Annotated in this window: 23 protein-coding genes; 2 read left to right on the forward strand and 21 right to left on the reverse strand. The window is 68.7% G+C overall.

Annotated elements, in window-relative coordinates; genetic code table 11:
* Positions 1–16 precede the first annotated feature (16 nt).
* The 9 genes from LR393_RS11260 to LR393_RS11300 form a co-directional block, all read right to left on the reverse strand.
* Positions 17–4,765: a beta strand repeat-containing protein gene (locus tag LR393_RS11260; protein ID WP_231483786.1), complete on the reverse strand. Its 4,749-nt coding sequence runs from the start codon at positions 4,763–4,765 to the stop codon at positions 17–19.
* A 253-nt stretch (positions 4,766–5,018) separates the two neighbouring features.
* The gene (locus LR393_RS11265; RefSeq protein WP_231483787.1) at positions 5,019–6,188 is read right to left on the reverse strand and encodes an EscU/YscU/HrcU family type III secretion system export apparatus switch protein; all 1,170 of its coding nucleotides are present in this window, start codon (positions 6,186–6,188) and stop codon (positions 5,019–5,021) included.
* A 9-nt stretch (positions 6,189–6,197) separates the two neighbouring features.
* Positions 6,198–6,959 (reverse strand): flagellar biosynthetic protein FliR, encoded by a 762-nt coding sequence (locus tag LR393_RS11270; protein ID WP_231483788.1) that lies wholly within the window; start codon positions 6,957–6,959, stop codon positions 6,198–6,200.
* 9 nt (positions 6,960–6,968) lie between these two features.
* Positions 6,969–7,238 (reverse strand): flagellar biosynthetic protein FliQ, encoded by a 270-nt coding sequence (locus LR393_RS11275; protein ID WP_231483789.1) that lies wholly within the window; start codon positions 7,236–7,238, stop codon positions 6,969–6,971.
* Between the two features lie 19 nt (positions 7,239–7,257).
* Positions 7,258–8,133, reverse strand: a complete 876-nt coding sequence (gene fliP / locus LR393_RS11280; protein ID WP_231483790.1) for a flagellar type III secretion system pore protein FliP — start codon at positions 8,131–8,133, stop codon at positions 7,258–7,260.
* Between the two features lie 2 nt (positions 8,134–8,135).
* Complete coding sequence (locus tag LR393_RS11285) at positions 8,136–9,908, reverse strand: FliO/MopB family protein (protein ID WP_231483791.1); 1,773 nt, start codon at positions 9,906–9,908, stop codon at positions 8,136–8,138.
* Positions 9,905–10,711, reverse strand: a complete 807-nt coding sequence (fliN, locus tag LR393_RS11290; protein WP_231483792.1) for a flagellar motor switch protein FliN — start codon at positions 10,709–10,711, stop codon at positions 9,905–9,907. The genes LR393_RS11285 and fliN overlap by 4 nt, the downstream gene beginning before the upstream one ends.
* A gap of 143 nt (positions 10,712–10,854) precedes the next feature.
* The gene (locus tag LR393_RS36310) at positions 10,855–11,775 is read right to left on the reverse strand and encodes a flagellar motor switch protein FliM (RefSeq protein ID WP_231483793.1); all 921 of its coding nucleotides are present in this window, start codon (positions 11,773–11,775) and stop codon (positions 10,855–10,857) included.
* A gap of 48 nt (positions 11,776–11,823) precedes the next feature.
* Positions 11,824–12,126: a TetR-like C-terminal domain-containing protein gene (locus LR393_RS11300; RefSeq protein ID WP_231483794.1), complete on the reverse strand. Its 303-nt coding sequence runs from the start codon at positions 12,124–12,126 to the stop codon at positions 11,824–11,826.
* 92 nt (positions 12,127–12,218) lie between these two features.
* Between LR393_RS11300 and LR393_RS11305 the strand changes: the two genes are divergently transcribed.
* The gene (locus LR393_RS11305) at positions 12,219–12,380 is read left to right on the forward strand and encodes a hypothetical protein (RefSeq protein ID WP_231483795.1); all 162 of its coding nucleotides are present in this window, start codon (positions 12,219–12,221) and stop codon (positions 12,378–12,380) included.
* Between the two features lie 133 nt (positions 12,381–12,513).
* Positions 12,514–13,554, forward strand: coding sequence for a medium chain dehydrogenase/reductase family protein (locus LR393_RS11310; protein WP_231483796.1), 1,041 nt, complete (start codon positions 12,514–12,516; stop codon positions 13,552–13,554).
* Positions 13,555–13,621: 67 nt separating this feature from the next.
* Here the strand turns inward: LR393_RS11310 and LR393_RS11315 are convergent, their stop codons facing one another.
* The 12 genes from LR393_RS11315 to fliG all read right to left on the reverse strand — a co-directional run bounded on the left by LR393_RS11315 (position 13,622) and on the right by fliG (position 24,956).
* The gene (locus LR393_RS11315) at positions 13,622–14,206 is read right to left on the reverse strand and encodes a flagellar basal body-associated FliL family protein (protein ID WP_231483797.1); all 585 of its coding nucleotides are present in this window, start codon (positions 14,204–14,206) and stop codon (positions 13,622–13,624) included.
* Between the two features lie 81 nt (positions 14,207–14,287).
* Positions 14,288–15,205, reverse strand: a complete 918-nt coding sequence (locus LR393_RS11320; RefSeq protein WP_231483798.1) for an OmpA/MotB family protein — start codon at positions 15,203–15,205, stop codon at positions 14,288–14,290.
* On the reverse strand, positions 15,205–15,978 hold the full coding sequence (locus LR393_RS11325) for a flagellar motor protein (RefSeq protein ID WP_231483799.1): 774 nt from the start codon (positions 15,976–15,978) through the stop codon (positions 15,205–15,207). The genes LR393_RS11320 and LR393_RS11325 overlap by 1 nt, the downstream gene beginning before the upstream one ends.
* Positions 15,979–15,981: 3 nt before the next feature.
* Positions 15,982–16,290, reverse strand: a complete 309-nt coding sequence (locus tag LR393_RS11330; protein ID WP_231483800.1) for a flagellar FlbD family protein — start codon at positions 16,288–16,290, stop codon at positions 15,982–15,984.
* Between the two features lie 313 nt (positions 16,291–16,603).
* Entirely contained in the window at positions 16,604–17,809 is a 1,206-nt protein-coding gene (locus LR393_RS11335) for a flagellar hook protein FlgE (protein ID WP_231483801.1), read from the reverse strand.
* Positions 17,810–17,896: 87 nt separating this feature from the next.
* On the reverse strand, positions 17,897–18,391 hold the full coding sequence (locus LR393_RS11340) for a flagellar hook assembly protein FlgD (RefSeq protein ID WP_231483802.1): 495 nt from the start codon (positions 18,389–18,391) through the stop codon (positions 17,897–17,899).
* A gap of 27 nt (positions 18,392–18,418) precedes the next feature.
* Complete coding sequence (locus LR393_RS11345; protein ID WP_231483803.1) at positions 18,419–20,428, reverse strand: flagellar hook-length control protein FliK; 2,010 nt, start codon at positions 20,426–20,428, stop codon at positions 18,419–18,421.
* Positions 20,425–21,480 (reverse strand): NlpC/P60 family protein, encoded by a 1,056-nt coding sequence (locus LR393_RS35190; RefSeq protein WP_269327006.1) that lies wholly within the window; start codon positions 21,478–21,480, stop codon positions 20,425–20,427. Before LR393_RS35190 ends, LR393_RS11345 begins: the two co-directional genes overlap by 4 nt.
* Positions 21,480–21,932 carry a flagellar export protein FliJ gene (locus tag LR393_RS11360; protein WP_231483804.1) on the reverse strand — a complete coding sequence of 151 codons (453 nt, stop codon included), beginning with the start codon at positions 21,930–21,932 and terminating at the stop codon, positions 21,480–21,482. The genes LR393_RS35190 and LR393_RS11360 overlap by 1 nt, the downstream gene beginning before the upstream one ends.
* Positions 21,929–23,254, reverse strand: coding sequence for a FliI/YscN family ATPase (locus tag LR393_RS11365; protein WP_231483805.1), 1,326 nt, complete (start codon positions 23,252–23,254; stop codon positions 21,929–21,931). The genes LR393_RS11360 and LR393_RS11365 overlap by 4 nt, the downstream gene beginning before the upstream one ends.
* A complete protein-coding gene (locus LR393_RS11370) occupies positions 23,251–23,934 on the reverse strand; it encodes a FliH/SctL family protein (RefSeq protein ID WP_231483806.1) in 684 nt (227 codons plus the stop codon). Before LR393_RS11370 ends, LR393_RS11365 begins: the two co-directional genes overlap by 4 nt.
* A gap of 2 nt (positions 23,935–23,936) precedes the next feature.
* Positions 23,937–24,956 (reverse strand): flagellar motor switch protein FliG, encoded by a 1,020-nt coding sequence (gene fliG, locus LR393_RS11375; RefSeq protein WP_231483807.1) that lies wholly within the window; start codon positions 24,954–24,956, stop codon positions 23,937–23,939.
* Positions 24,957–24,962: the final 6 nt, after the last annotated feature.

Consider the following 24,962-nt stretch of genomic DNA (forward strand, 5'->3'; position numbering starts at 1 on the left):
TTCGGTACGCGACTGGTTACGCCACGTCGTCAGGGACGTGGAACTGGGTCTCGCCGTCCTTGCGCTGCGCGTCGAGATCACTGCCGGCCAGGCCGGCCGGCATCAGCAACCGCCCATCCTCGTCGAAGGTGCCGAGGTTGTCGTGGTCGTCGTCGGAACCCGGCTGCCAGGAGCTGGCGGTCCGGCGCATCCGCAGGCGCTCGGCGCCGAGCAGACCGGTACCGAGCAGCATCAGCAGCAGGCCCAGGGCCAGACCGGGGATGAGCAGCACGGGGGTACCGGTGAAGGCCAGGCCGCCCCCGGTGTCGTTGCCGCCGGCCCCGCCACTGCCGCTGCCATTGCCACTGCCGTTGCCGCTGTCATTGCCGTCACCGTTGCCGGTGTCGTTGCCGCCCCCGCCTCCGGAGCCACTGCCGCCGCCGTCACCGTCGCCGGTGTCGTTGCCGCCGCCACCCCCGCCGCCGGTGCCGCCTGCCTCGACGACCGTGACCTCGACCGTCTGCTCCGAGGTCTGGCCGAGGTCGTCGATCACCGACATCACGAAGGTGTCGTCGCCGAGCTCGTCCGCGGCCGTGTAGACACAACTCTTACCGCTGTCCGAGATCCTCGTGGAACCGAGCCCGTCCGGCGTGGAGCAGGCGGCCACCTCGATGCCCGAGTAGCCCGGGCCCCGCGGCGCGATCGCCTTGCTGGCCCCGAGGGCCACGTCGGTCCGGATCGTCACCGTCGCGGCGAGCACCGGGATGAAGGTGAAGGACTCCACGAAGCTGATCGAGCCCGCCGAGTTCGTCACCGTCACGGTGGTGGGCCCACCGACGTGCGGCGGCGTGTTCACCGTCAGCACGTTGGAGGCCGCGGCCTTCCACCGGCTCAGCGCCTGGCCGGCCACCTTCGGGCGGTAGGCCTGGGCCTTGGTGTGGTTGTCCCGGGTCGGGCTTCCCAGCTTGCTCTTCCTGGAAGCCTTCTCGAGACCGACCGAGGGGTTGTCCACATCGGCGCCGAGCCTCAGGTTGGTCCCCTGCACCCCGTCGAAGGCGACGGTGGTGGAGTCGTCGAACCCGGTCCCGCCGATCGTGACCCGGGTGCCACCGGTCACCGGCCCGACGTTCGGCGTCAGCGTCTGCACCGTCGGCAGCCCGGTGAGCGGTACGTAGGTGAACAGGTAGGAGCTGCTGGTGCCCTGCGGGTTACGCAGCAGCACGGCGATTCCCCCGGCCGCGTGGGCCGGCGTCTTCACCGACAGCGTGGTGTTGCTGATGAGCGTGAGGTCCAGGCCCTCGACCCCGTCGAACGTCACCCGGTCCACGTTCTGCAGCCCGAGCCCCCGGAATACCACCGTGGTACCGCCGGCGGTCGGTCCGCTGCGCGGCGTCATGCTGTCGACCATCGGCACGCTGTTCGCGGCGACGTAGGTGAACTCCGAGGCGCTCGCCGCGGTACTGCTGCCCACCGGTGTGGTCACGATGACGTTGACCGGGCCGACCGCGTGCGCCGGTGACGTCGCGAGGAGCGTAGTGCTGTTGATCACCGTGACGTTCGTGGCCGTGGTGCCCCCGAAGCTGACACCGGTGGTCGTGAGGAACCCGGTGCCGTAGATCGTCACCTGGGTTCCGCCGTCGACCGCGCCCATACTCGGCACCAGGGCGGTGACCGTCGGCGAGACACTGGCCGGAAGGTAGGTGAACAGGCCGGTACCGGTGCCCTCGACGTTGCCCGTACCGACCACGACCACGTCCACCAGGCCGGCCGCGTGCGACGCCGTGGTCACGGTGATCTGGGTGCCGGCGCCGTTCACGCTGAACGCCGTACCCGCTGTACCGCCGAACCGGACCCCGGTGGCTCCGGTGAAACCGGTACCGGTGATCGTCACGACCGTGCCACCGCCTGCCGGACCGGAGATCGGCGAGACGCCGGTGATTTCCGCGTCGAAGGCGACGTAGGAGTAGTTCAGCGTGACGACGCCGCCGGCCGTGGCGATGATGACCGGGACCGGGCCCGAGGTCAGGCCGGCCGGCATGGTGAAGGTGATCTGGGTGTCACCGGTGACCGTGTAGTTGGTGATGACGTTGGCGCCCACCGTCAGCGCCAGGAGCGAACTGAACCCCGTACCGGTGATGGTGACCTGGTTGCCACCCTGGATCGGGCCGCTGGGCGGTGCGACCGTGGCCGGGCCGGCCGCGTTCGGTGTGTAGACGAACGTGCCCGCGGTGGTAGACGCACCGCCCGGCCCCAGGAGGGCCACGGTGTAGGCGCCGGCGTTGTTCGGCGGGGAGTCGAACTTCAGCGCCGATGCCGTGCTGCCACTCTTCGGGTTCACGGTCCTGGTGCCGACCTGGACCGACGTGACCAGGTTGAGATCGCTGCCCGTCACCGTCACCTCGGTGCCGCCGCTCACCGGTCCGGTGATCGGGCTGATGCCGGTGGTCGTGGGAACCGGGTTGTAGGTGAAGTTGGTGCTCGTGCTGGTCACCGATCCGGTCTTGACCCTCACCCCGATGGTGCCGGCCGAGCCGGGCGGGGTGGTGACGCGAAGAACCGTGGGGCTCACGTACTCCGTGCTCAGCGCGGTGTTACCCCAGTAGACGACGGACGACGAGGTGAAGTTGGTGCCGTTCACCGTCACCGTCGTACCACCGGTTGCCGGGCCGTTGTCCGGGGTGAGGTTCCCGATCGTGGGCGTCGCCGCGATGTACGTGTAGGTGCTGTCCAGGCTGACGAGGCTCGTTCCGCTGGAGTTGGTGACGGTCACCGGCACGACGCCCGGGGCGTCCCCGGCCGGGGTGGTGACCGTGATCGACGTCAGCGTCGGGGTCCCGACCACCGTGGCGTTGTTGTTGCCGAACTTGACGGTGGTACCGGTCAGGGTCACGAAGAGGCCCTGCAGCGTGACGGTGTCGTTCCCGGCGATCGGCCCGCTGTTCGGGCTGACCGAGGTGATGGCGACGACGCCCGGCACCGGGATCGTCGGGGCCGGGTCGGCGAAGAGGAAGGTCCCGGCCGGGGTGGTGCCGCTCGGGCTGATCAGCGTCACCGCCGTGGCCCCGGCGGCGTGGGCCGGGGTGTTGAAGGTGATGCTCGTGGCCCCGACGGCCGGGCCGGCGACGGCCGCACCGTCGATCCGGACCTCGGTGACGGCATCCAGGGCGGTACCGGTGACGGTCACCGCGGTGCCACCCGCCGTCGTCCCGGTCACCGGGGTCATCGTGGTGACGACCGGGATGGCCTGGTAGGTGAAGGTCCGCGCGGCCGAGGTGTCAGAACCACGCTTGACCGTGACCGGCACACCGCCTGCCGCTGTCGTCGCTGGGGTGACCGCGGTCAGCTTCGTGGGACTGACATAGGTGGTCGCCACCGTGGTGTTGTCGACGGTGATCTGCGAGTCGGTGGTGAACCCGGTGCCGGTGGCGGTGATCGTCGTGCCACCGGTGATCGGGCCGGACGCCGGGCTGATGCTGCTCAGACCCAGGGCGTCCTGGTAGGTGTACGCGGTGGCGGCACTCGCCGCCGACGTCCCCCCGTTGTTGGTGACCGTGACGAACACGGTGCCGGTGCCGGCCGGCGCGGTGGCCGTGATCGAGGTCGGGCTGTTGACCGTCACGTTGGTGGCGTTCGCGGTACCGAACTTCACGGTCGGGGCTCCCACCCCGGCGCCGCTGAAGCCCGTTCCGGTGATGGTCACCGACGTGCCCCCGTTCGGTGAGCCTCCCGAGGGAGCCACGTTGGTGACCGTCGGGGCGCCGACGTAGGCGAAAGTGTTCGTCCCGGTGCTCGCGCCGCCCGGCGCGGGGGTCGTCACGACCACGTTCGCCGCACCGGCCGAGTGAGCGGGGGCGGTCGCCGTGATCTGCGTGGTGCTGTCGATCGAGTAGCTGGCGGCGACCCCGTCGAACTCGACCTTGGACGTGCCGCGGAAGTTCGAGCCGGTGATCACGACGCTGGTGCCGCCGGTGGTCGGCCCGGTGGCCGGGGCGAGCCCACTGACCGTGGGCACGAGGGCGTTGGTGGTGGAGCACTCCGTGTGGCCGGCGATCACGTCACCGGCGCCGACGGCGTCCAGAAGACCGCCGTTGCCGCTGAGCCGCAGGTGAAGGGCATTGGTGACCAGCCTGGTCCTGCCGGCCGTGGTCGTCCGGACCTGCTCGTTCAGAGTCAGTGCACCCAGGTTGGCCACGTTGAGCACGGTGTTCGGAGCTGGACGCTCGGGGGTCGAGCTCGCGACGCCGGAGAGCTTCAGCCCGGTGAGGGTGGCCGTGGCGCTCACTCCCGAGGCGTCGCCGGTGCACTGCGACGAGATCAGGTCGGCGGAGACACCCTGAAGACCCAGCACGGTGCCCAGGCCGAGCTTGTCGACCGCGGAGGTCGCGTTCACCGTGTCCTTCAGATCCTCGCCGTTGGCGGCCACGGTGGCCGTGCCGCTGCTCAGGACCCCGGAAACTCTGACGTTCGCCGTGGTCGCGGTCGCCGGACCAGCAGGCCAGTCCGCCTTCGGCGTCTGCTCGGTGCCGACCGCGGACGCCCCCAGAAGCTTCACGCCGGCGAACAGGCCGTAGGCCGACGCGGCGGTAGAACCGTCGGCGGCAGCCTTGAAATTCCTTGCACCAAGCTCTTCTTTGCTCTTCGACGGCTTCCCCACCGTCGAGTGCGCGAAAGAGACCGGGGCCGCCGACCGAACCGGGCCGGTCGTCAGTGTCGCGGCCGAAGCGGAGGCAGCGGCCAGCGGCAGCCCTCCGCCGGCGACGAGAAGGCCGGCGACGACCTGCGCCACCCCTCGCCTGTTCCGGAAGCGGTGACAGCCACGTAAAAATGGCCTCCCGCCCGGGTTCGTACGGTTTCGTGTCAAGACACGCATGGAGGCGCCCCCGCTACCTGATTGCCAGGACCATTGCGATCCGGTCGATCCGCGACTCTAGGTAGCGGTGTAATTACAGGCTTGGGATTCCGCTCGGCGTGTCCTGAAAGATCTCTGGACGGCTAGCTGAATTTGCTCCTCGCTGACCGATTCTGGTGGGCGTAACTGGTCAGCGGGCCCGATGTCGGGCTTCGCTGATTTCGCGGCGCCGACGCGAGCTGAGCTCTGAGCGGCTCGGCAGCACGTCCGGAACCGGTGTGAGCGTGGGCGGTTTCCGGGTTCCGGCATTGCGCCCCGGCTTGCCCGCCTGCATCACGAAAGCGAGGATCCGGGCGACGGCCATGTAGAGCTCGGCGGGAATCTCCTCGCCGACCTCGCAGACCCGGAAAAGCGCTCTGGCCAAAGGCTTGTCCTCCACAATGGGGACGCGGTTCTCCCGGGCGGTCTCCCGGATCGCCATCGCGACGGTGCCGGAACCCTTGGCCACCACCTTGGGCGCGCCCTTGCCGGCCTCGTACCGCAGAGCGATCGACAGGTGTGTCGGGTTCGTCAGGATGACGTTGGCAGTGGGAACGTCAGCCATCATCCGGTTTCGGGCCATGGCCATCTGCTTCTGGCGGATGGCGCCCTTCAGCATCGGGTCACCCTCCTGCTGCTTGTACTCGTCCTTGATCTCCTTGGGCGTCATCATGAGTTGTTTCATGACCTCGTGACGCTGGTAGATGTAGTCGGCCAGGGCCAGCACCAGGCCCGCGATGGCGGCGGCGTAGACCATCGACCGGATCCCGGCGCTGGTGCGCTCCACCGTCGCCAGGAGCGGAAGCGTGCCCGAGCCGACCAGTTCCGGGATCAGATTCTTGCCCGTGAGGTACACGACGAAGGCGAGAACCATCACCTTGAGCAGGGCCTTGAGCGCTTCCCAGGCCGCGCGCGGACCGAACATCCGCTTGACACCCTGCAACGGGTTCAGCCGGCTGAACTTCGGCTTCATCGCCTTGGTCGAGGGGTAGACGCCCTGGGCCGCCGTGGCGATCGTGCCCGCGAGCATCGAGGCCAGCACCATCGGCGCGGAGCCGATCAGTACGGTCATCGGGATGTCGTTCATCACCTGCAGGGCCCGCGGCACGCTCGGATCATTGACGATGGCAGGTAGTTTCGTGAGCATCGCCCGTAAGCGCTCATTGGTCAGGTGCACGCTGAGGGGCGCCAGCGAGATTGCCACGGCGATCGACGCCCAGGTGCCGAAGTCCTGAGAGCGGGGGAACTGACCGTCCTTGCGGGCGTCCTTGATCTTCTTCTGTGTCGGCTTCTCGCTCTTGCCGTCCTTGTCACCGGCCATGGCTCACCCTCACCCCCCGACCAGCCGGATCATGGTCACCCCGGCGGTGTTGACGAAGCGCTCCAGGGTGCCCGGGATCTGCACCAGGATCAGGCCGATCAGGAACAGGCTGAGCACGATCTTCAGCGGGAACGCCAGGGCGAACGCGTTCAGGGCGGGAGCGGCGCGGGTGAGCAGTCCGAGGGCGATGTCCGCGATCAGCAGGGCGGCCAGGATCGGCGCCGTGATCTGGATGGCCGAGAGGAACATGGCCGAGAGCATCTTCAGCAGGGCCTCGGAGACCTGACCGAGGTTCATCCGGGCCAGCGGCGAGATCTCGAACGTGCGCGAGAGGCCGCGCAGGATCACCAGGTGGCCGTCAGCGCCGAACAGCAGGGTGATGGCCATCAGCTGGTGCAGCCGGCCCATCACCGAGCTGTTCACCATCGACAGTGGGTCAAGGCTCTGCGAGATGCTGAAACCACCGGCCAGGTCGATAAAGTCACCGATGGACTGGATCGCGGCGACAGCCATGAGCACGAAGTAGCCCAGGGCCACGCCGAGCAGCATCTGCAACAGCATCTGCCCGATCATGGCTCCGGATCCCAGCTCCGGAGCGGTGCGGATGGTCCACGTGGACAGCGGGATCGCCAGGGCGATGGCGGTGGCGGCGCGCACCTGGGAGGGGATGGCCCGGGTGTTGAACGGTGGGGAGATCATCATGAATCCCACCGTGCGGCCCAGGGCGAGCAGGTACCCCGACAGGGTCAGTCCGGCGATCGTCAGGTCCACGGCGGACTCTCAGCTGCGCAGGAGGGTAGGCACCATGTTGAAGAGCTCCCGGGTGAAGCCCTCCAGCGTCTTCAGGCACCAGTTGCCGGTGAGCACCAGAACCACTGCGGTGACTACCAGTTTGGGCACGAAAGTCAGCGTCTGTTCCTGGATCTGGGTGGCCGACTGGACGATCGACAGCAACAGGCCGATGGCCAGGGTGGAGAACAGCACCGGGCCGGCGACCTTGGTCGCGGTCAGCAGTGCGGCCGCCACGATCTGGATGACCGAGTCTTCCATGGGGGGACTCCTAGAACGGTTAGCGGTAGCTGCCGATCAGCGTGGTCACGATCAGCGACCAGCCGTCGACGAGCACGAAGAGCAACAACTTGAACGGGAGGGAGACGAGCGCCGGGGGCAGCATCACCATGCCCAGCGACATCAGGATCGCGCTGACCACGATGTCGATGACCAGGAAGGGTATGAAGATCACGAACCCGATGATGAACGCGCCACGCAGCTCGCTGAGCACGAAAGCCGGTATCAGGGTGCGGAGGTCGACCTTCTCCCGGGTGGCCGGGTTGGGCAGGTCGGCCGCCCGCGTCATCAGGGCCAGTTCCTCGTCGCGAGTGTGCTTCAGCATGAACTCACGCAGCGGCTGGCTGCCGGCCCGGTAGGCCTGCGTCACCGTCATGTCGCCCTTGGAGTAGGGCTGGATGGCCTTCTCGTTGATGGCGTCGGCGGTCGGCCCCATGATGAACAGGGACAGGAACAGGGCGAGCCCGACCAGGACCTGGTTCGGCGGTACCGACGGTGTGCCCAGCGCCTGCCGGGTCAGCGACAGTACGACCACGAGCTTGGTGAACGACGTGCACAGCAGCAGCACCGAGGGCGCCACACCGATCAGCGTCACCAGCAGGATGATCGAGATCACCTGACTGCGCTGTCCCGGCACGCTGACCGTGACGTCACTGCTGTCGGCGGCCGTCGGGTTGTCCGGGTCGGCCGGGTTGTTCGGCTCGACCGGGGCCGAGATCGAGGCAGAGACGGGGGTGGAGCTCTGGGAAGACACCGCCGCCTGGGCGGCCGGGCCCGGACCCGCGATCTGGAGGAAGCAGAACGCCAGGCCGAACAGCAGCCCGGCGAACAGCCGAAGACCAGGTCGCAGGCCCTTCCGGGAGGAATGGCCGGTCATGGTCACCCCCGCCGGACGGTCAGATCACGCAGCGCGTCGACTCCCTGTCGCCACGTCCTGGGCGACAGCACCGATCCATTGATCTGAGGGTCTTGCTGCTGGGACCGGCGGCCCGAGGGCCGGGCCGGAGCCTGGGGTGCGCGTCCCTGCGCCTGGGCACGAGTCTGCCGGGTGGGAACCGGGGGCCGAGCCGCGCTGCCGGGCAGCGGGGTCCGGTCGGGCTGGGTGGTCCGGCCGCGCTGCGCGGGCAGTACCGACTGGGCCCGCCGGGCCGGGGTGGGTGCCGGCACCGCCGGCTGGGCCCGCTCGGGGCGCAGCGAGGGGTAGGCCTCGGCCTGGAACTCGGCCACCTGGCGCGCGGTGCGCTCGGGCAGGGTCTCCGGCCGGGCGGGTCGCACCTCGGTACGGGAACGCGCCTGGAGATCGATCTTCGGACGCGGTCGGCGTGCGGGTGGCTGGTTCCGGGGCTGGTCGTCGAGCAGCGCGGCCGGGGAGTCCGGGGCGAACGTGCTGCGGGCGGCCCGCCTTCCGGGCCTCGCCTCGTCGGTCGGCCGCGGTGCCGGGACCGGCGTTGGAGCCGGAGCGGGCTGGGGTACCGGAGCGGGCTGGGGCACCGGCGCCGGCCGGGGTACCGGGGCGGTCCGGCCCGCTGCGCGCAGAGCCGTGGCCAGGTCCGGGTACTCGTCCACGTTCAGGGTGTCCGGCAGAGGGGTGGGTGTGTCGTCGGCCGGGGCCTCCCGCAACGACGCCCGGTTCTCGGCGCGGGTGCGGGGGGTCTGGTCGAGCGGTGGTCCCGCGGCCCGGCGGCCCGAAGGCCTGGGTGCCGGGGGCGGGTTGTCCAGATCAAGAGCAACGGACGAGGTGCTCTCCCCGGTCGTCCCGCTCACCTGGGGCAGCGGGTCGACCCGGTCTCGGACGTCGATGAGCAGCGAGTCGACCGGGGCCCCAGGGTGGTTCGGGGCCTCGGTGTCGTTCGGGGCCTCGGTGCCCGGCTCGAACTCGCTCAGCTGTTCGTAGGTGCCGGCCGGTTCCAGTTCCTGTTCCGGGTACGTCTCGAGATGGTCAGGCGTCTCGAAACTGCCGTACTCCTGAAGGTTGTCGTCCTGCTCGGCGTCGAAGGCGGGATCGGTCGGCTGGGTCTCGTACTGCTCGGCCGAGTCCGGCCTGACCGAGTTCTGCTCGAACAGGGCGGCCAGTTGCACCGCGGCGTCTTCGCTCTCGTGCAGTTCATCGGTGTCGATGTGTTCGGGGCTGCTCACAGAAGTGGGGACGCGGGTGGGCACCACGGTGGGAACCGTGACCCCGCGCGGTCCGGCCCGGCGACGGCCACGCCGCCGGGAGCGGCGGCTCGTCGGAGCCGGTTCCTCGTCCATCATTTTCTTCCCGAAACCCAGCTGCTCGCGCAGGCTCGCCCCGATGAAACCGGTGACCCCGCTGGAGCTCCGGGCGGCCGAACGGCTCCGCCGGGACCCGGTGGAGTGAGCTGCGAACGCCTCGGCGATCTGCCCGTCCTGACCCTCCTGCCCGCAGTCGATGTCGGCGAGCATGGTCACACCCTGTGCGGTGACCCCGAGAAGCAGCTTGCGGTCGGAGATCTCGATGACCGCCAGGTTCGCCTCACGGGAGAGACCGATGCGCTCGACGATCTTCAGGCCGCTGCCGCCGTTCTCACCGTGGGCCCGGCGGGCGACGCGGGCGACGAGCCCGATCGACACCAGCACCACGATCAGGCCGCCGACGACCCGGCCCAGCATGTCCAGGTCGCCGCCCATCATGTCGCGTCCCGGGTGACGATCTCGGTGATGCGCAGGCCGAAGCTCTCGTCCACGACCACGACCTCGCCGCGGGCCAGCAGGGTGCCGTTGACCAGCAGGTCGGCCGGGGAACCGGCGAGGCGATCGAGCTCCACCACGTCGCCGGGGGCGAGTGCGAGCAACTGGCGCACCGACATCCGGGTCCGGCCGAGCTCGCAGGTCACCTCCATCTCGACGTCGCGCAGCATCTCGATGCCCCAGCTGTTGCCGCCGGTGCCCACGGCCGGGCGGGAACCGCCCTGGGCGGGTACCGACGCGGCGGGCGGGGCCATCTGGGTCAGGGACAGGCCGACGACCGCGCTCGTCGTACCCTCCGGACCGGCCAGCGGAAGGATGACAGTGGTACCGCCGGTGAGGACGTCGAGGCATCCCTCGACGGGGGTCGCGGTCGGGTCGCCGTCCAGCCGGCCGCCCAGCGAACTGGCAATCGAATCGAGCGCCGGGCGCAGGGCCTGGGCGGGCTCGAGCGTGCCGAACGGGGTGCCGGCGAGGGCGTCGACCAGCTCCTGGCCGACGACCAGGAGCACCTTGCCCTCGATCCCGCCGGAGAGGAATGCCGTGATCGCAGCCCCCGCCGGTTCGGGCAGGGTGGCCTGATCCGGTTCGTGGACGGGATCGCCGATGGTCAGCGGTGACGCGGACGGAATCTGCGGCAGGGCTTCCCGCACGGCCCCGATGGCGGCCTGGACCGCGGCGTCCCGGTTGCCGACGCCGGCGTCGCCGCTGCGCTGCTCAGGAACTAGGGGTGAGGCGGAGAAAGACATGAGGGGTCCTCGGTATGCGTGAGTCAGATGTTCGAGGTGGCTTCCATGCTGTTTCTCGGCTGCATCCCTGCGCTGATTGAGCTATCCGGGTGATCCGGCTGAAAAAAGCTTTCAGCCCGGTGCCGGGGGCTGTGCGTGGTCCGTCACTGTTCCTGCGGGTCGACGATCAGCGCCGCCAGCTGCTTGCCCGAGGCGCCCGGGATCGCGTACCCGAAGGTGGAGGTCGCCGAGGTCACCTCCAGCGGCTTGGACGTGCGGTGACCCAGGCCGATCACGTCGCCGACGGCCAGGCGGCCGATCTGCGACGAGCTCATCCGGATCGGGTCGAAGCGGATGGACACGTCCACCTCGACATCATTGAGCCGCCGGGTGGTCTTGGCCGCCGCCGCGGAACGCTGCTTCTGCTTCTCGCCGCGGTCCTGCGAGCGGGTGGCCTGTTCCAGCGCCGGCTGCAGCATCGCGTACGGCATGCAGAGGTCCATGGTGTTGATCCGCTCACCCATGACCAGCTGCATGCGGGCCACGATCACCGGGTCGGTGGCCGCGGCGGCCTGCACGAACTGGGCGTTGCTCTCCAGGGTGAGCAACTGCGGGCGGGTGACCGCGATCGGTTCCATCGCGTAGGCGAACTCGCGCAGCGCCCGGCCCATCAGATGCCGGATCAGCATCTGCTCGATGTCCGTCAGCTGACGCTCCGGCTGCTCGTCCACCCCGCGCCCACCCAGCAGATGGTCGATCATGACCATCAGAGTGCTGAGGTCGAGACTCATCAACGCCTTGCCCTGCAACGGTTCCAGCGACATCACGGCGCAGATGCTCGCCTCGGGCAGCCCGGTGAGGAACTCGTCGTAGCTCATTTCCTCGACCTGGATGAGGCTGAGCACGCTGACCGCACGCAGACTGGTCGTCAGCACGGTGGTTGCCTGCCGGCCGAAGGTCTGCATCGCGACCTTCAGCAGGTGGGCATCCTCCCGGGCCAGCCTGACCGGCCGGCGGAAGTCATAGGTTCGAGCACCCGCCCGTGGGCGTCTGCCCGTGCTGGTCGCCTGATTGGAGTAGCCCACGAAAAGTCCATCGGTGGGTTCCCCGAATTCCTTTAACCCGCGCTCCGGTCAGCTCCTCACGAGATGGGCGAGCGTGCTGATCATGAGCCGGTCGAGGCGGTCGGGCCAGGGGAACGTGTGCATGAGGTCCCGCTGGTGGGCAAGGCCGTGCAGGCCCGGCCACAGACTCATCGCATCCTCGGAAGATCCCGAGCAGCTGGACCTTCCGGACACCACGCAGTCACGCAGGACCGTGTTCGGAACACCCGGCACCGATGTGGTCCGGGCGTCGCCGGACATCGTGCGGTACCTCCCGGGACAGTCCCGGGCGAAGTCCAGGTAGGCCAGGCCGACCGCCCCGAGCCGGGCCACCGGGTCGTCGCCGTTGATGCCTGCAGCTCTCGTTCCAGCTCGGCGAACGCATGGCGGACGACGGCCGGCACGACAGCCGGCCGGTCGGGGAAGTGCGAACAGATGGACGGCGCCGTAATCCCGACCCGGCGGGCGACCGAGCGCAGGCCGACGGCGCGCTCGTCGCCGGTCTTGTCGAGCAGGGCCAGGGCGGCGGCCACGATCTCTCCCCGCAGACGCTCGCCCTCTCCCCGCCGGTTGCGGCGGCGACCTGAGATGGCGTTGCCCTGGACTTTCGGCATGCCATCGAGCTTACGACGTAAAACTCAAACACGTAACCTTGCGAGCGTTAGGCAACGCATGTAAGTTTTTGATCGCGTCGAAGACGAGGTCTACCGAGGAGCCACGATGAACAGCACCGTCACCGCCACCGAGATTCTTCTGCCGGGTCCGGTCGAGCCGGAGGGCCTGCTGGTCCGCAGCCGCGAACTGCCGCAGCCGGGCACCGGGCAGGTCGTGCTGCGGATGGAGGCCACCGGGGTCTCGTTCGCCGAGCAGCAGATGCGCCGCGGCAAGTACTACGACCAGCCGGCGTTCCCCTTCGTGCCCGGCTACGACGTGGTCGGCACGGTGGTCGCGGTGGGGGCGGACGGGGACGCCGCCCAGGTCGGCCGGCGGGTCGCCGCAGTCACCAAGACCGGGGCCTGGGCCAGCCATCTGGTGCTCGATGCGGCCGACCTGGTGCCCGTGCCCGCCGGTGTCGATCTGGCCGCGGTGGAGACGGTGGTGGTCAACGGGGTGACCGCCTGGCAGATGCTGCACCGCACCGCGAAGGTGGCCAGGGGCGGCACGATCGTGGTGCTGGGCGCCAACGGCGGGGTCGGCACGACGCTGGTGCAGCTGGCCCGCCACGCGGGCATCACCGTGATCGGCACCGCGTCGCCGCGCAACCACCAGGCCGTGCGGGACCTGGACGCGATCCCGGTCGACTACCGCGACCCCGACCTCTACGAGCGCATCCGCGAGATCGCTCCCGACGGGGTGGACGCGGTCTTCGACCACGTGGGCGGCGAGGGCCTGGTGAAGTCGTGGCAGTTGCTGCGGCGCGGCGGCACGCTGGTCTCCTACGGCACCGCGGCGACCAAGGACGAGGAGGGCAACTCGCAGTTGCCGGTGCTCATGCTCTTCGCCCGGCTCGCGCTGTGGAACTACCTGCCCAACGGCCGGGGCGCCCACTTCTACAACTTCTGGGCCGGCCGTCGGTTCCGCACCGCCACCCACCGGGCCCGGCTCGCCGAAGACCTGACCCAGGTGCTGCGTCTGCTCGCCGACGGTGCCATCACGCCGCTGATCGCCGCGACGTTCCCGCTCTCCGAGACGGCGGCCGCGCTGACCCTCGCGGAGTCGCGCACCGTTGCCGGCAAGGTTGTGCTGCTCCCCGACGCATGATCGGCCTCCACCACCGCGCGTGCCGCCCCCTCGGAAGGGAACGACACGCGCAGCCGGGCGAATACCCTTACTGCATCACGAACTCGGTGAAGTAGACGTCGTACACCTCGGGTTGAACGGTGAGCGCGGCGGCCCGCTTCTCCGCCTGGGCGGCGGTCAGATCGTCGGTCTCCTTGACCTTTCCGCCACTGACCGACTCGTTGGCCTTCTCGATCTCCTCGTGGGTGATCTTGTCGTGCGGCAAGTAGGCCAGCTTGATACGTGCCACCAGTTCCTTCTTGGCGGCATCCTTACCCTCGGCCGATGTCAGTTCCTTGACGGTCAGGTTGCTGAACACATTGATGACCTGGTCCAGAGCCATGGAACCGTCGGGTGTCTCCTTCACATCGGCCGTGGGTTGCAGGGCTATGCCGATCTTGAGGAAGTGTGCCCCGGCCAGGTTGACCGTGATCGAGTCAAGAGGGGCAACCGTTCCGGGAGTGGGGGCGGGAAGCGCCTTGGCGGCCCCGGAGCTGTCCTCCTTCGGCTTCAGCACGAAGAAATAGGCAGCGGCGAGCACCAGCACGATGACGGGCAGCGCAATGATGATGAGCTTCTTACGGCCCCCACCCTTGGCCTCCTCGTCAACCTCCTTCTCGTCTCCCTTGGCCATGTTCCGTCTCCTCCTGAGGTCAGTTCATCCGTGAGCTGGTCGGGTCTTCCGTGGTGGCTTCCCTGCCGGTACTGCGAGAAGTCAGTCGCTGCTGGAACCTGACGAGTTGCCGAGCTCCTCGACCGACTGGCCGGCCGAGTCGTCGACCTGGGCCAGCACGATGATCTGGACCCGCCGGTTCCGGGCCAGCGCCTTCGGGTCGCTAGCCGGCAGAAGGGGCTCGGTGTCCGCGAATCCGGTGGAGGACATCCGTCCGTACGGGATCTTGTCGCGGGTGTTCATGTAGATCAGCACCCGGTTGGCGCGACTGCTGGAGAGGTCCCAGTTGCTCGGGAACTGGGCGGTGTGAATCGGAATCGAGTTGGTGTGGCCCTCGATGCTCAGCTGGTTGGGCAACTGCCGCAGCGTCGGTCCCAGGGCCCTGAGGATCTTCCGCCCCTGGGGTTCCAGCGTGTCGCTACCACTCTTGAACAGGACGTTGTCGGTGGCGATGGTGACCACCAGGCCACGCTCGTTGAACCGGAAGGTCGCCCCGTTCTTCAGGCCGGCCTTCTGGAGAGCCTTCTTCAGGTTGTCCCGGGCCTTCTTGAGGTTGTTCACCTCGCCCTTGACCTGAGCATCCTGGGTCGCTTTGGCCAGCTCGGCGACCTTCTTCGGGTCGATGTTGCCCAGGTTGCCGCTGGAGCCCGAGGTGCCGTCAGTCTTCTGGTTGCCGGAAGAGCCGGCCAGGTTCGGATCGTCCGGCGCGACCGCGCCACCCGCGTCCAGCAGTGCGGTGCCGCCCTCGAGAATCTGCGCCGGGGCCCCGAAACCGCTCGCCAGACCGGTCTTCAACTCGGCGAAACGCTTCTCGTCGACCTGGCTGATGGCGAAGAGCACGATGAAGAGCACCATCAGCAGGGTCATCATGTCGGCGTAGCTGACCAGCCAGCGCTCGTGGTTCTCGTGCTCCTCGTGTTCTTCCTCATGACCGCGTCGCTTGCCGCCGCCCCCGCTCATTAGGCCGCCTCACGCACTTCGTTCGGGCCTGTCGGTGTCATCTTCGACCGCAGCTTGGTGGCGACCACGCGCGGGTTCGAGCCGGCCTGGATCGCCAGCACACCGTCGATGACCAGTTCCATCTTGGCCGCCTCCTGAGCCGCCAGGTACTTGATGCGCTTGCCCCAGGGCAGGAACATCACGTTGGCCGACATGACACCCCACAGGGTGGCGACGAACGCGCCGGCGATCAGGTGGCCGAGTTTGTCCGGCTGGCTGAGGTTCTCCAGCACGTGGATCAGACCGATGACGGTACCGACGATGCCGATGGTGGGTGCGTAACCACCCGCGTCGGTCCAGAAGCCCGAGCCCAGGGCGGCGGATGCCTTCTTCGCCCGCACCTCGGCCATCAGGATGTCGTACAGGTCGTCGGGGTCGGTGCCGTCGACAGCCATCTGGAGACCCCGCTGCATGAACGGGTCCTCGATCGTGTCCATCTCCGACTCCAGCGAGAGAAGCCCTTCGCGCCGGGCCTTCTCGGCCATCTTGACCAGGGGCTCGACCACCTCCTCGTGCTTCGGCGGCTTCGCGGTGAACGCGTAGATCAGCCACTTGAAGCCGGTCAGCATCGACGAGATCGTGCCGCCGGCCAGGCAGGCGCCGAACGTACCCACGATGACCAGCATCATGGCCGGGATCAGGAAGATCGCCATCGGGCTGGAGCCCTCGAGGATCATCGAGGTGAAGATGGCGCCCATGGCGACCACCAGGCCGACAATCGTTGCTACATCCATGGCTCACACCTCCCGGGAAGGCAGCCGCAGAACCCGGCCGAAAGTCGATTCATGTGCCGAGCGTTCCGCTGTGGAGGCGGCATCCGCGGTCGCGGCGTCGTCGCCGTACCGGGTGAGAGTGAGGGCAGCGGCCGCGACCGACGCGCGCCAGCTGCGGACCAGATCGACGACCTGCGCCAGTGGCTCTTCGACGACCAGCTTGTGGCCGTCCACGAGGGTGATGACGGTGTCGGGCGTCGCCTCGGCGCGCTCGATCAGGTCAGGGTTGACGGCTATGGCCACCCCGTTACCCAGTCGGGTCACAATGATCACGCGAAGATCCATCCTTGGAGTTGTCGGGCCGTCCATTGGCCTCGTCCCTTTGGTTCGGCATCGCAGCGTGGGGATTGAGACGTTCGGGGGGCGGCTGGTCCGGTCGGGCTACCGAAAATTTCCCCGCCTCACGGAAGGTGCCCCGGCTGGGGCGAAAACGCCCTTTCCGTGCGGTTACCCGGGGCCGAACGGTGGACCGGCCGAAAGAGGGCCCCGGTCCGGACGCGTACGTCGGTAACCCGTCCGGGTGACACGCCAGAGGGCCACCGGCCGCGCAGTGCGACCGATGGCCCTCGTCGGTGAGGTGTTGTCACTACCTCTTGATGTTGACCAGTTCCTGAAGGATCTCGTCGCTGGTGGTGATCACCTTCGAGTTCGCCTGGAAACCGCGCTGGGCGATGATCATGTTGGTGAACTCGGCCGCCAGGTCGACGTTCGACATCTCCAGTGCGCCACCGGTGATCAGACCGTGGCCACCGGCCCCGGGGATACCGATCTCGGCCAGGCCGGAGTTGGCGGTGTCGCGGTAGACGCTGTCACCCTGCTTCTCCAGGCCGCTCACGTTGTTGAACGTGGCCAGCGCGACCTGGCCCAGGGCCTGCTTCTGGCCGTTGCTGAAGATACCGGTGATGACACCGTCGGTGCCGATCTGGAACTCGTTCAGCGTGCCGGCCGCGTAGCCGTCCACTGCCTTGGGCGTCGGTGAGCTCAGCCCGGCGTATCCAGTGAACTGCGTCAGATCCACCGTCATGGTCACACCGTTGATGGTGAAAGTGGGGGGCGTGGAGCTGTCGGCGTCGTAAAGACCGGCATCGGTGAAAGAGATGGTGCCGGTGCCGATCGTGCTGGAGTTGTCGGCCGGATCCTGCACATTGATGGTGTAGTTGCCGTCCGGCGGGTCGTTCGGTACCAGGTTCATCGGTACGGCATAGGCCGCACCGCCGGTGTCGTAGACGGTCGGGGTGACCGTCAGCGTCTTGGTGCCTTTCGGGTCCAGGTTGCCGCCCAGAGAGACGGTGCTCGTGGCAGCGCCCGGAATGCTCAGGCCCGCCTGCAACTTGAGCTTCGAGAGCTGGCCGTAGGCGCTGATCGTGCCGTTGACCGCCTGGTATCCCTGAACGTACATACCGTTCGGGTTGACCAGGTAGCCGTCATTGTCCAACGTGAATGCGCCGGCCCGGGAATACACCTGCGTACCGCCGTCGTCCAGCACGAAGAAACCGTCGCCGTTGACCATCAGGTCGGTCGACTTGTTGGTGATCTGTGTCGAACCCTGCGAGAAATTCTGCTGCACCGCAGCGAGTTTCACACCAAGGCCGATCTGGGTCGGATCCAGGCCACCACTGGTCGCGGTCGAGGCGCCGGCGGCGCGCATGAGCTGGCTCAGGGTGTCCTCGAAGACGATGTTCGAGGTCTTGAAGCCGGCGGTGTTGACGTTGGCGATGTTGTTACTGACAACGTCCATCATCTGCTGGTGGGCTTTCAGTCCACTGATACCTGAGAAGAGTGAGCGGAGCATGCCGGACCTCCTGGTTCGGTCATCACTGCGGTCGGCATCCGTGCCGGGGTGATCCGGCGCATCGTGCGCCCGGAACTTGAGCCCGTATCAGGCCCCGGCGGCTTCCTTGCCGGACGAGGTGTCGGGGGTGGTGGACTTGGTTCCGGTGACCTTCACACTGGTCAGATCGGTCAGCGGAACCTTGACCGGGGTACCGCTGGTGCCGGTGACCAGCAATTGGGGGGACCCGTCCACCATCGTGATACCCGTGACGAGTCCGGAACCCGCCTTCGTTCCAACGCCGTACTCGACCGTCGCCCCGATCATGCCCAGCGACGACTGCATCTGGCTGGCGGTGAGCAGGCTGGTGGTGTTGTCCACCATGTCGCCCAGCTTCTCCACGGTGGTGAACTGCGCCATCTGCGAGAGGTACTGGGTGGAGTCGGTCGGATTCATCGGGTCCTGGTACTTCATCTGGGCCAGAAGAAGTTTCAGGAACATGTCCTTGTCGGACTTGGTGCTGTTGGTGGCGGCGGACACCGTCTTGGTGTCCGTCGTCGGGGTGCCCGTGAAATCGGACAGCTTTCCGATCGGTGCGGCCATGGGCGCGCCTCCTTGCCGGGGGTGAGGTCAGATCATCAGATCGACGTTGCCGTCACCGGACGCTCCACGCGTCGCCGCGGGGGCGGCCGTGGTCGTTCCGGTAGTGCGGGCTCCCGTGTTCACCGAGCTGACTCCCGATGAAAGCCCGCCTCCCGAGGGGGAGTTCTGGGATGACGACTGTGAGCCGCCACTCATGGACGCCCCCGCGTCCATGCTCTGCTGCATCTGCACGTCGGCCAGGTTCAGGCCGGACTGCTGCATCTGGTCGCGCAGGTCGTTCAGGCCGGCCTGCAACTGGGAAAGGGCCGCCGGGGCCGCGACCAGGTCGAGGCGCACATCGCCGCGATGCACCGACAGGGTGACCGTCACGTCGCCGAGATCTTCCGGCGACAGGTGGATCACCGCGCGGTGACTGCCCTCCTTCAGGGTGCGCAGCTGGGCGGCGATCTGCTGTCCAACCTGCTCGGCCACGCTCTGGCCGGCCGCCGCGCTGTAGCCGCTGCCCGTCACCGTGCTGCCCGGCGCGGCCGACTGGGTCTGCTGGGCCTGGCCCAGCTGGGTGCTGAAGGACGAGGCGTCGGGGTTGTTCTCGGTGGACCGCGCGCTCTCGGCGGTCTTGGACGCCGAGGTGGCGCCGGTGTCCGTCTGAGGGCTGTCCTCGGAACCGTCGGCCTGCGAACCCGTGCTCGAACCGGTCGCGCCGGTCACGCCGGCCGCTCCGGTGGCTCCGGTGGCAGAAGTGGCCGCCTCGTCGGCGGCTGCCGTCCCATTCAGAAGGGCCGCCGCGTCGGAGCCGTTCGTCCACTGGCCGTTGACCATGATCCGGCCGGGCATCGGGGCGATCGCGTTGTCGGCCCCAGCCCCAGCACCCGTCTTCTGGGTGCCGGCCTTCTGAGCACCGGAACCGCCGTCGAAGTAGTCGCCGACCTCGGAGCCGTTCATCCACTGGCCGTTCACCATGATCCGGCCCGGCAGCGGGTTGGCCGATCCCTCCCCGAACTTGTTCAGGCCCGCGGCCGCGGCCCCCGCGACATCGCCCGCGATCGCGGCGGAGGCCGTGTCCGCGCCGGTCTTCACCTGGACGCCCTCGGGCAGTGTGCTGTTCGTGGGCTCACCGGTGGTGGAGGCCGACCCGGAGGCGCTGGTACCGGTCATGCCCTGTACGCCGGTGGAGGAATCCACCGATGCATTCGACTTCTGGCCGAGAAGTGCCTCTAGCGAACTTTTCTCGTCCTTGGTGAGCGTGGAGTCAGGAACCGCCGTGGCTCCCGCGTTCAGGCCCGCCCCGGCGGCGCCCCTGGATCCCTCGAGACCGTTCAGGGCGGCCAGGGTGTCGGCGTCGGTGGTCAGCTCGATCGACAGCCGGGTGTGAATACCGTCCGGGCCGGCGGTGGTCTCGACCGAGGTCACGGTCGGCACCTTCGCCGCGGCCTGCGCGTCGCCACCGGCCAGGGCCTGGGCGATCTTCTGCGCCGCGGCCGCCTCGATCGCCAGCACCTGGGCCAGGGCGGACATTCCGGCTGCGGTCCCGGTGCTGTCCGCCGCGGTCTGGGCGTTCTCGGCGCTCTGAACGGATTGGTCTTTCTGCTGGGCGGTTTCGGCAGCCTTGGTCGCCGTCGCGACGGCGACCGCATGATAGCGCTCGTTACCGCCCGGCTCGACCTGCGCGCCGTTCGAGCCGTCTTTACGAATCGCCTCGGCCAAGGCCCGGCGAGCGGCGGCCCGCTGGTCGGCGGCCTTGTCCGCCGCCTTCTCGTCGGCCGTCCGGTCGTCGGCGGCCTGCTCGGCCGCCGCGTCCGCCCGGTCGCGAGAAGCATTGGTACGGCGGCGAACCGCTTCCTGGGCGGCGCGCTCGGTGGCATTCTGCCGCTGTAGGGCCTGGTCGCTGCCGGCCCGGTCGCGGGCCGCGGAGAGCTGCTTCTCGAACTGCAGTGCGTGTTCGGCCGTGGCCGATGAACCGGTACGGAAGGTGGGCCGGTTGGCCGTTGGGTTGAGCAGGGCGTCGATCGAGCTCTGCACGTTGGTCGACGTGGTCATCGTAGTTGCCCCCAAGCTTTCTGTACTCGTCTGACGTAATTCTCGGTTTCGGTGTACGGCGGCACGCCGTCGTACTTCCGGACCGCCCCAGGCCCGGCGTTGTAGGCGGCCAGGGCGAGATCCACCCGGCCGAAGGTCCGCAGCTGGTCGGACAGGTACCGGGCCGCACCGTCCACGGCCTGGGCCGGGACCATCGGGTCCACCCCGAGTTCCCGGGCGGTGCCGGGCATGAGCTGCATCAGGCCCTGGGCCCCGGCCGGGCTCTTCGCCGATGCGTTGTAGTTGCTCTCCGTCTTGGCCACCGCGGACAGCAGCGCCGGATCAAGGCCGTAACGCTTTCCGGCCGCCGTGAAAACATCGGCGTAAGGCGTCGATCCGAGTGCCGAGGCCCTCGTCGCGCCGGTCAGCTTGGCCAGGGTCTCGACCACCGACCCCGGGGCCGCGTTGCCGGAAGCATCGGCCGAGGTGTCGGTGAGTACCCGGCGGATCTGGCTGGGCGTCTCGTAGACGTCACGGATGCGCACCACGTCACCGGCCTTCGGCGCGTCGATCATCTTGCCGTCACCCAGGTAGATACCGACATGGTGCACCGGCGATCCGAAGAAGACCAGGTCTCCCGGCTGGGCCGCGGCGATCGACGAGACCCGGGTGCCCTTCGTGGCCTGCAATGCGCTGTTGCGCGGCAGCTCGATGCCGAGCTGGCGGTACACCAGCTGGGTGAGTCCCGAGCAGTCCAGCCCGGTCTCCGGGTCGGTACCGCCCCACCGGTAGTTCACGCCCAGGTACTGCTTCGCGGTCGCGACCGCCTTATCGGCGAGAGTGCCGGCGGACGAGGTGGTCCCCGAGGGTGCCGGGGTGCCCTTCACCAGGTCGAGCAGGTTGTCGAAGTTCGTCGAGCCGGTGCTGTCACCGGTGCCGGAGGTGGAACCCGGGTCACCGGTCGCACTGGTCGCACTCGTACTCGTCGTAGTGGTGGTGCTGACCGGCTGCGGGCTGATCAGTGACTCGATCTGACCGATCCGGCTGAGCACCGCGCTCATGCCTTCGGACATCAGGATCCTCCAGAGTCGTTGCCCGGGAACGGGCCCGGCAGGCGCCGGCCGGACCCGGCGAGTTCGTCCATCTCCCGCTGCTCGGTGCGCTGGAGCATCTCCGCGCGCTGCTTGCGGTAGCGGTCGTGCAGAGCGGCGACGGCGTGCACCTCGGCCCGGGCCTGGAGCCAGGAGTCCCGTCGTTCCGCCAGTTTCGCCGTGAGTTTCGCCATCTCGTGGTCCACTTCGGCCAGGTCACCGCGCAGCCGGAACCGGTACACCGCTTCGAGTTCCAGCTCGTGCGGTGTGTTGTGACCGTGGCGCTGGGCCCGCAGGCGTTCCAGCAGGTCGTCACGCCGGGCCTGGGCCTCGCGTACGGCGGACTGGGCCAGGTGCAGAGCCTGAGCGGCCTCCTCGAGGTGCTTCTCCCTCAGTCGCTCCACGGTGGCCAGCCGGAAGCCCTTCCTGCTCATCGCCTCACCCCGAGCAGGGCGGCCAGCTCGGTCCACGACTGCCGCACCGGAATTGCCTCGTCCGGCCGCTGCCGCAGGAAGTTGTCGATGGCCGGGCGCAGCCGGATCGCCGCGTCGGCCACCGGGTCGCTGCCGTTCACGTAGGCGCCGACCTCGACCAGTTCGCGCACGTCCCGCCACGACGCCATCAGCCGCCGCAGGGTGAGGGCCAGCTGGCGCTCGTCCTCGGTCAGCACCGCGCGTTCCACCCGGGACACCGACTCCAGCACGTCGATGCTGGGGAAATGGCCGGCGGTGGCGAGGTCACGGGACAGCACGACATGGCCGTCGAGGATGCCTCGCACCGTGTCACCGATCGGGTCCTGTAGGTCGTCGCCCTCCACCAGAACCGTGTAAAGGGCGGTGATGGAGCCGTTCTGGCCCGGACCGGAGCGTTCGAGCAGGCGGGGGAGCATGGCGAAGACACTGGCCGGGTATCCCCGGGTGGCCGGTGGCTCACCGGCGGCCAGGGCGACCTCGCGCTGGGCCATGGCGGTGCGGGTGACCGAGTCGACGACGAGGAGCACGTCCTCACCCTGGTCCCGGAACCACTCGGCGATGCGCGTGGCGGTGAACGCGGCAGTGACCCGCAACAGGGCCGGGTCGTCCGCTGTGGCCACCACCAGCACGGTCCGCGACCGAGCCTCGGCATCCAGGGTGTCCTCGATGAACTCCCTTACCTCACGGCCCCGTTCGCCGACCAGGGCGACCACGCGGACCGGTGCGATCGTGCCCCTCACCGCCATACCGAGCAGAGTCGACTTGCCCACCCCGCTGCCGGCCATGATGCCGACGCGCTGCCCGGCGCCGACCGGGATCAGGGTGTCGATCGCCCGCACCCCGGTGGGCAGGGCGTCGTCGACCCGGCGGCGCAGCAGCGGGTTGGGCGCCGAGGCCTCGACCGGAACCATGGTGACACCGGTGGGTTTCGGCTTCCCGTCGATCGGCCGACCGAGGGGGTCGATGATCCGGTTCATCATGCCGTAGCCCGCGGGCACCCGGAGCTGATCGCCCGTGCGCCGCACCGGGTCACCCGCCGCCACTCCGGCGGTGGTGCCCAGCGGCATCGCGCTGACGCCGTCCCGCTGCACGGCGATCACCTGGGCCGGCAACTGGCCGGCCGAGGTCTCGATCGTCAGCAGTTCGTTCACGGCCGCGGACAGCCCGCGGATACCGATGCCGAGTCCGACCACATCGCTGACCCGGCCCTCGGCCCGCGGTGACGCAGCGCCGGCGGCGGCCCCGAGCCGTTGCCGGAGCTCCTGCGCCAGAGAAGAATTCACCCGCGCAGCACCTCCTCGGCGGCGGCCAGCGCCGCCGGGAGGTTCTGACGCAGGCGCTGTGTGGGGGTGAGCACGGTGAGATTGCCGGGGGAGAGGGTGATGTCAGGAACGATCGTCACACCCTCCGGGCCGTCGTCACCGAGCATCGCCGCGTCGTCGGGGTGCAGGTGCACCACGGTCTCGTCGGAGGCCGCCACCTGCCGGAGGGCGGCCTGAACCGCCTGCCCGACCGCGTCGTCCACTGTTTGCAACTCTCGCCCCAGGGCGGCGGCGGCGAGCTTCAGCGAACCTTCGACGAGCACGTCCGCCACCTCGTTCCACTCCGGCAGACAGGCCTGGCCGGCCTCCTGCACGGCGTTGCGCAACGTCTCGAGCAACTCGGTCACCTGATCGGCGACCTCGGCGCGGATCCGCTGGTTCTCCTGCTGTTGCTGCGCCCGGATCCGGGCGGTGTCCTCCGCCGCGGCCTGCCGCCCCTGGGCCCAGCCGGCCAGGTAACCCTGGGCCTGGGCCCCCTCGCGGGCCTCCTGCGTGGCGGTGCGGACCATCTCCTCCAGACGCGGATCGCTGTACTGCGGGTCGATCGTGGTGCGGTGCAGCGGCCGGTCCAGGTTCGCCGGTCGTACCGATGTCCGCGCCTGTTCGGCCGTGAGTACCGGCGTCTCGGTGGTTCTGGACATCGTCACTCCACCATCGCCTCTTCGTCGCTGCGCTGGATGAGGATCTGACCGGTCTGCTCCAGGGCCCGGATCTCCTGGACCACCTTCGCCTGGGCCTCCTCGACCTGCTTGATCCGCACGGCACCGAGCATGTCGATCTCCTCGATGAGGTTCTCGGCGGCGCGGGTGGACAGGTTGCGGGTGATCTTCTCCTTGACCATCGGGCTGACACCCTTGAGCGCGAGCGCCAGATCGGCACTCTCGACGTTGCGCAGCACGAGCTGGATCGCCTTGTCGTCGAGCGTGAGAATGTCCTCGAAGATGAACATCTGGGCGCGAACGGTCTCGGCGAGTTCCTGGTCGACAGCCTCCAGGCCCTCAAGAATCATCCGCTCGGTCGACCGGTCGGCCCGGTTGATGATCGCGACCAGCGGCTCGACACCGCCCACCGACGACATCTCCTGCGGGCCCAGCACCGTGGTCATCCGGCGCTCGAGTTCCCGCTCCACCAGACGGATCACGTCCGGGCTGGCGGGTTCCATCGAGGCGATCCGGTAGGCCACCTGGGCCTGCAGGCTCTGGGCCAGGCCCGAGAGCACCACGGCGGACTGCTGCGGGGCCAGGTGGGCGAGCACCAGCGCGATGGTCTGCGGGTGCTCGTCGGCGAGGAATGAGAGCAGCTGCCGGGCATCGGCCCGGCGGATGCTCTCGAACGGCATCTCGGCGAGGGAAGCGCCAAGGCGCTCCATGATCTCCTCGGCCCGGTCGCTGCCGAGGCTCTGCGCCAGCAGCTGCCGGGCGAGGTCCATACCGCCGCGCGACCCGGACTGGGCCGCGAGGTTGTCGTGGGCCTCGGACAGCACCGACTCGGCGTCGATGGTGCTGACCTCTTTGAGGCGGACGATCTCCCCGGTGAGCTCCTCGACGATGTCCTCGGGGAGCAGACCCATGATCCGGGCAGCCTTCTCCTGGCCCAGCTGCACCAGGAAGATGGCGGCCTTACGGAGCCCGGTGAGCGGCTCGTTCGAGGTTGCGAGTGCCATCTGCCA

The organism is Kineosporia mesophila (assembly GCF_021129235.1).
GTDB lineage: Bacteria > Actinomycetota > Actinomycetes > Actinomycetales > Kineosporiaceae > Kineosporia > Kineosporia mesophila.

Bases quoted from the DNA above. Each gene is read 5' to 3' on its own strand.
- LR393_RS11265 (WP_231483787.1), bottom strand. From the start codon at position 6,188: ATGGCCGGTGACAAGGACGGCAAGAGCGAGAAGCCGACACAGAAGAAG.
- LR393_RS11275 (WP_231483789.1), bottom strand. From the start codon at position 7,238: ATGGAAGACTCGGTCATCCAGATCGTGGCGGCCGCACTGCTGACCGCG.
- fliP (WP_231483790.1), bottom strand. From the start codon at position 8,133: ATGACCGGCCATTCCTCCCGGAAGGGCCTGCGACCTGGTCTTCGGCTG.
- LR393_RS11285 (WP_231483791.1), bottom strand. From the start codon at position 9,908: ATGATGGGCGGCGACCTGGACATGCTGGGCCGGGTCGTCGGCGGCCTG.
- fliN (WP_231483792.1), bottom strand. From the start codon at position 10,711: ATGTCTTTCTCCGCCTCACCCCTAGTTCCTGAGCAGCGCAGCGGCGAC.
- LR393_RS11310 (WP_231483796.1), top strand. From the start codon at position 12,514: ATGAACAGCACCGTCACCGCCACCGAGATTCTTCTGCCGGGTCCGGTC.
- LR393_RS11315 (WP_231483797.1), bottom strand. From the start codon at position 14,206: ATGGCCAAGGGAGACGAGAAGGAGGTTGACGAGGAGGCCAAGGGTGGG.
- LR393_RS11320 (WP_231483798.1), bottom strand. From the start codon at position 15,205: ATGAGCGGGGGCGGCGGCAAGCGACGCGGTCATGAGGAAGAACACGAG.
- LR393_RS11325 (WP_231483799.1), bottom strand. From the start codon at position 15,978: ATGGATGTAGCAACGATTGTCGGCCTGGTGGTCGCCATGGGCGCCATC.
- LR393_RS11335 (WP_231483801.1), bottom strand. From the start codon at position 17,809: ATGCTCCGCTCACTCTTCTCAGGTATCAGTGGACTGAAAGCCCACCAG.
- LR393_RS11340 (WP_231483802.1), bottom strand. From the start codon at position 18,391: ATGGCCGCACCGATCGGAAAGCTGTCCGATTTCACGGGCACCCCGACG.
- LR393_RS11345 (WP_231483803.1), bottom strand. From the start codon at position 20,428: ATGACCACGTCGACCAACGTGCAGAGCTCGATCGACGCCCTGCTCAAC.
- LR393_RS35190 (WP_269327006.1), bottom strand. From the start codon at position 21,480: ATGTCCGAAGGCATGAGCGCGGTGCTCAGCCGGATCGGTCAGATCGAG.
- LR393_RS11360 (WP_231483804.1), bottom strand. From the start codon at position 21,932: ATGAGCAGGAAGGGCTTCCGGCTGGCCACCGTGGAGCGACTGAGGGAG.
- LR393_RS11370 (WP_231483806.1), bottom strand. From the start codon at position 23,934: ATGTCCAGAACCACCGAGACGCCGGTACTCACGGCCGAACAGGCGCGG.
- fliG (WP_231483807.1), bottom strand. From the start codon at position 24,956: ATGGCACTCGCAACCTCGAACGAGCCGCTCACCGGGCTCCGTAAGGCC.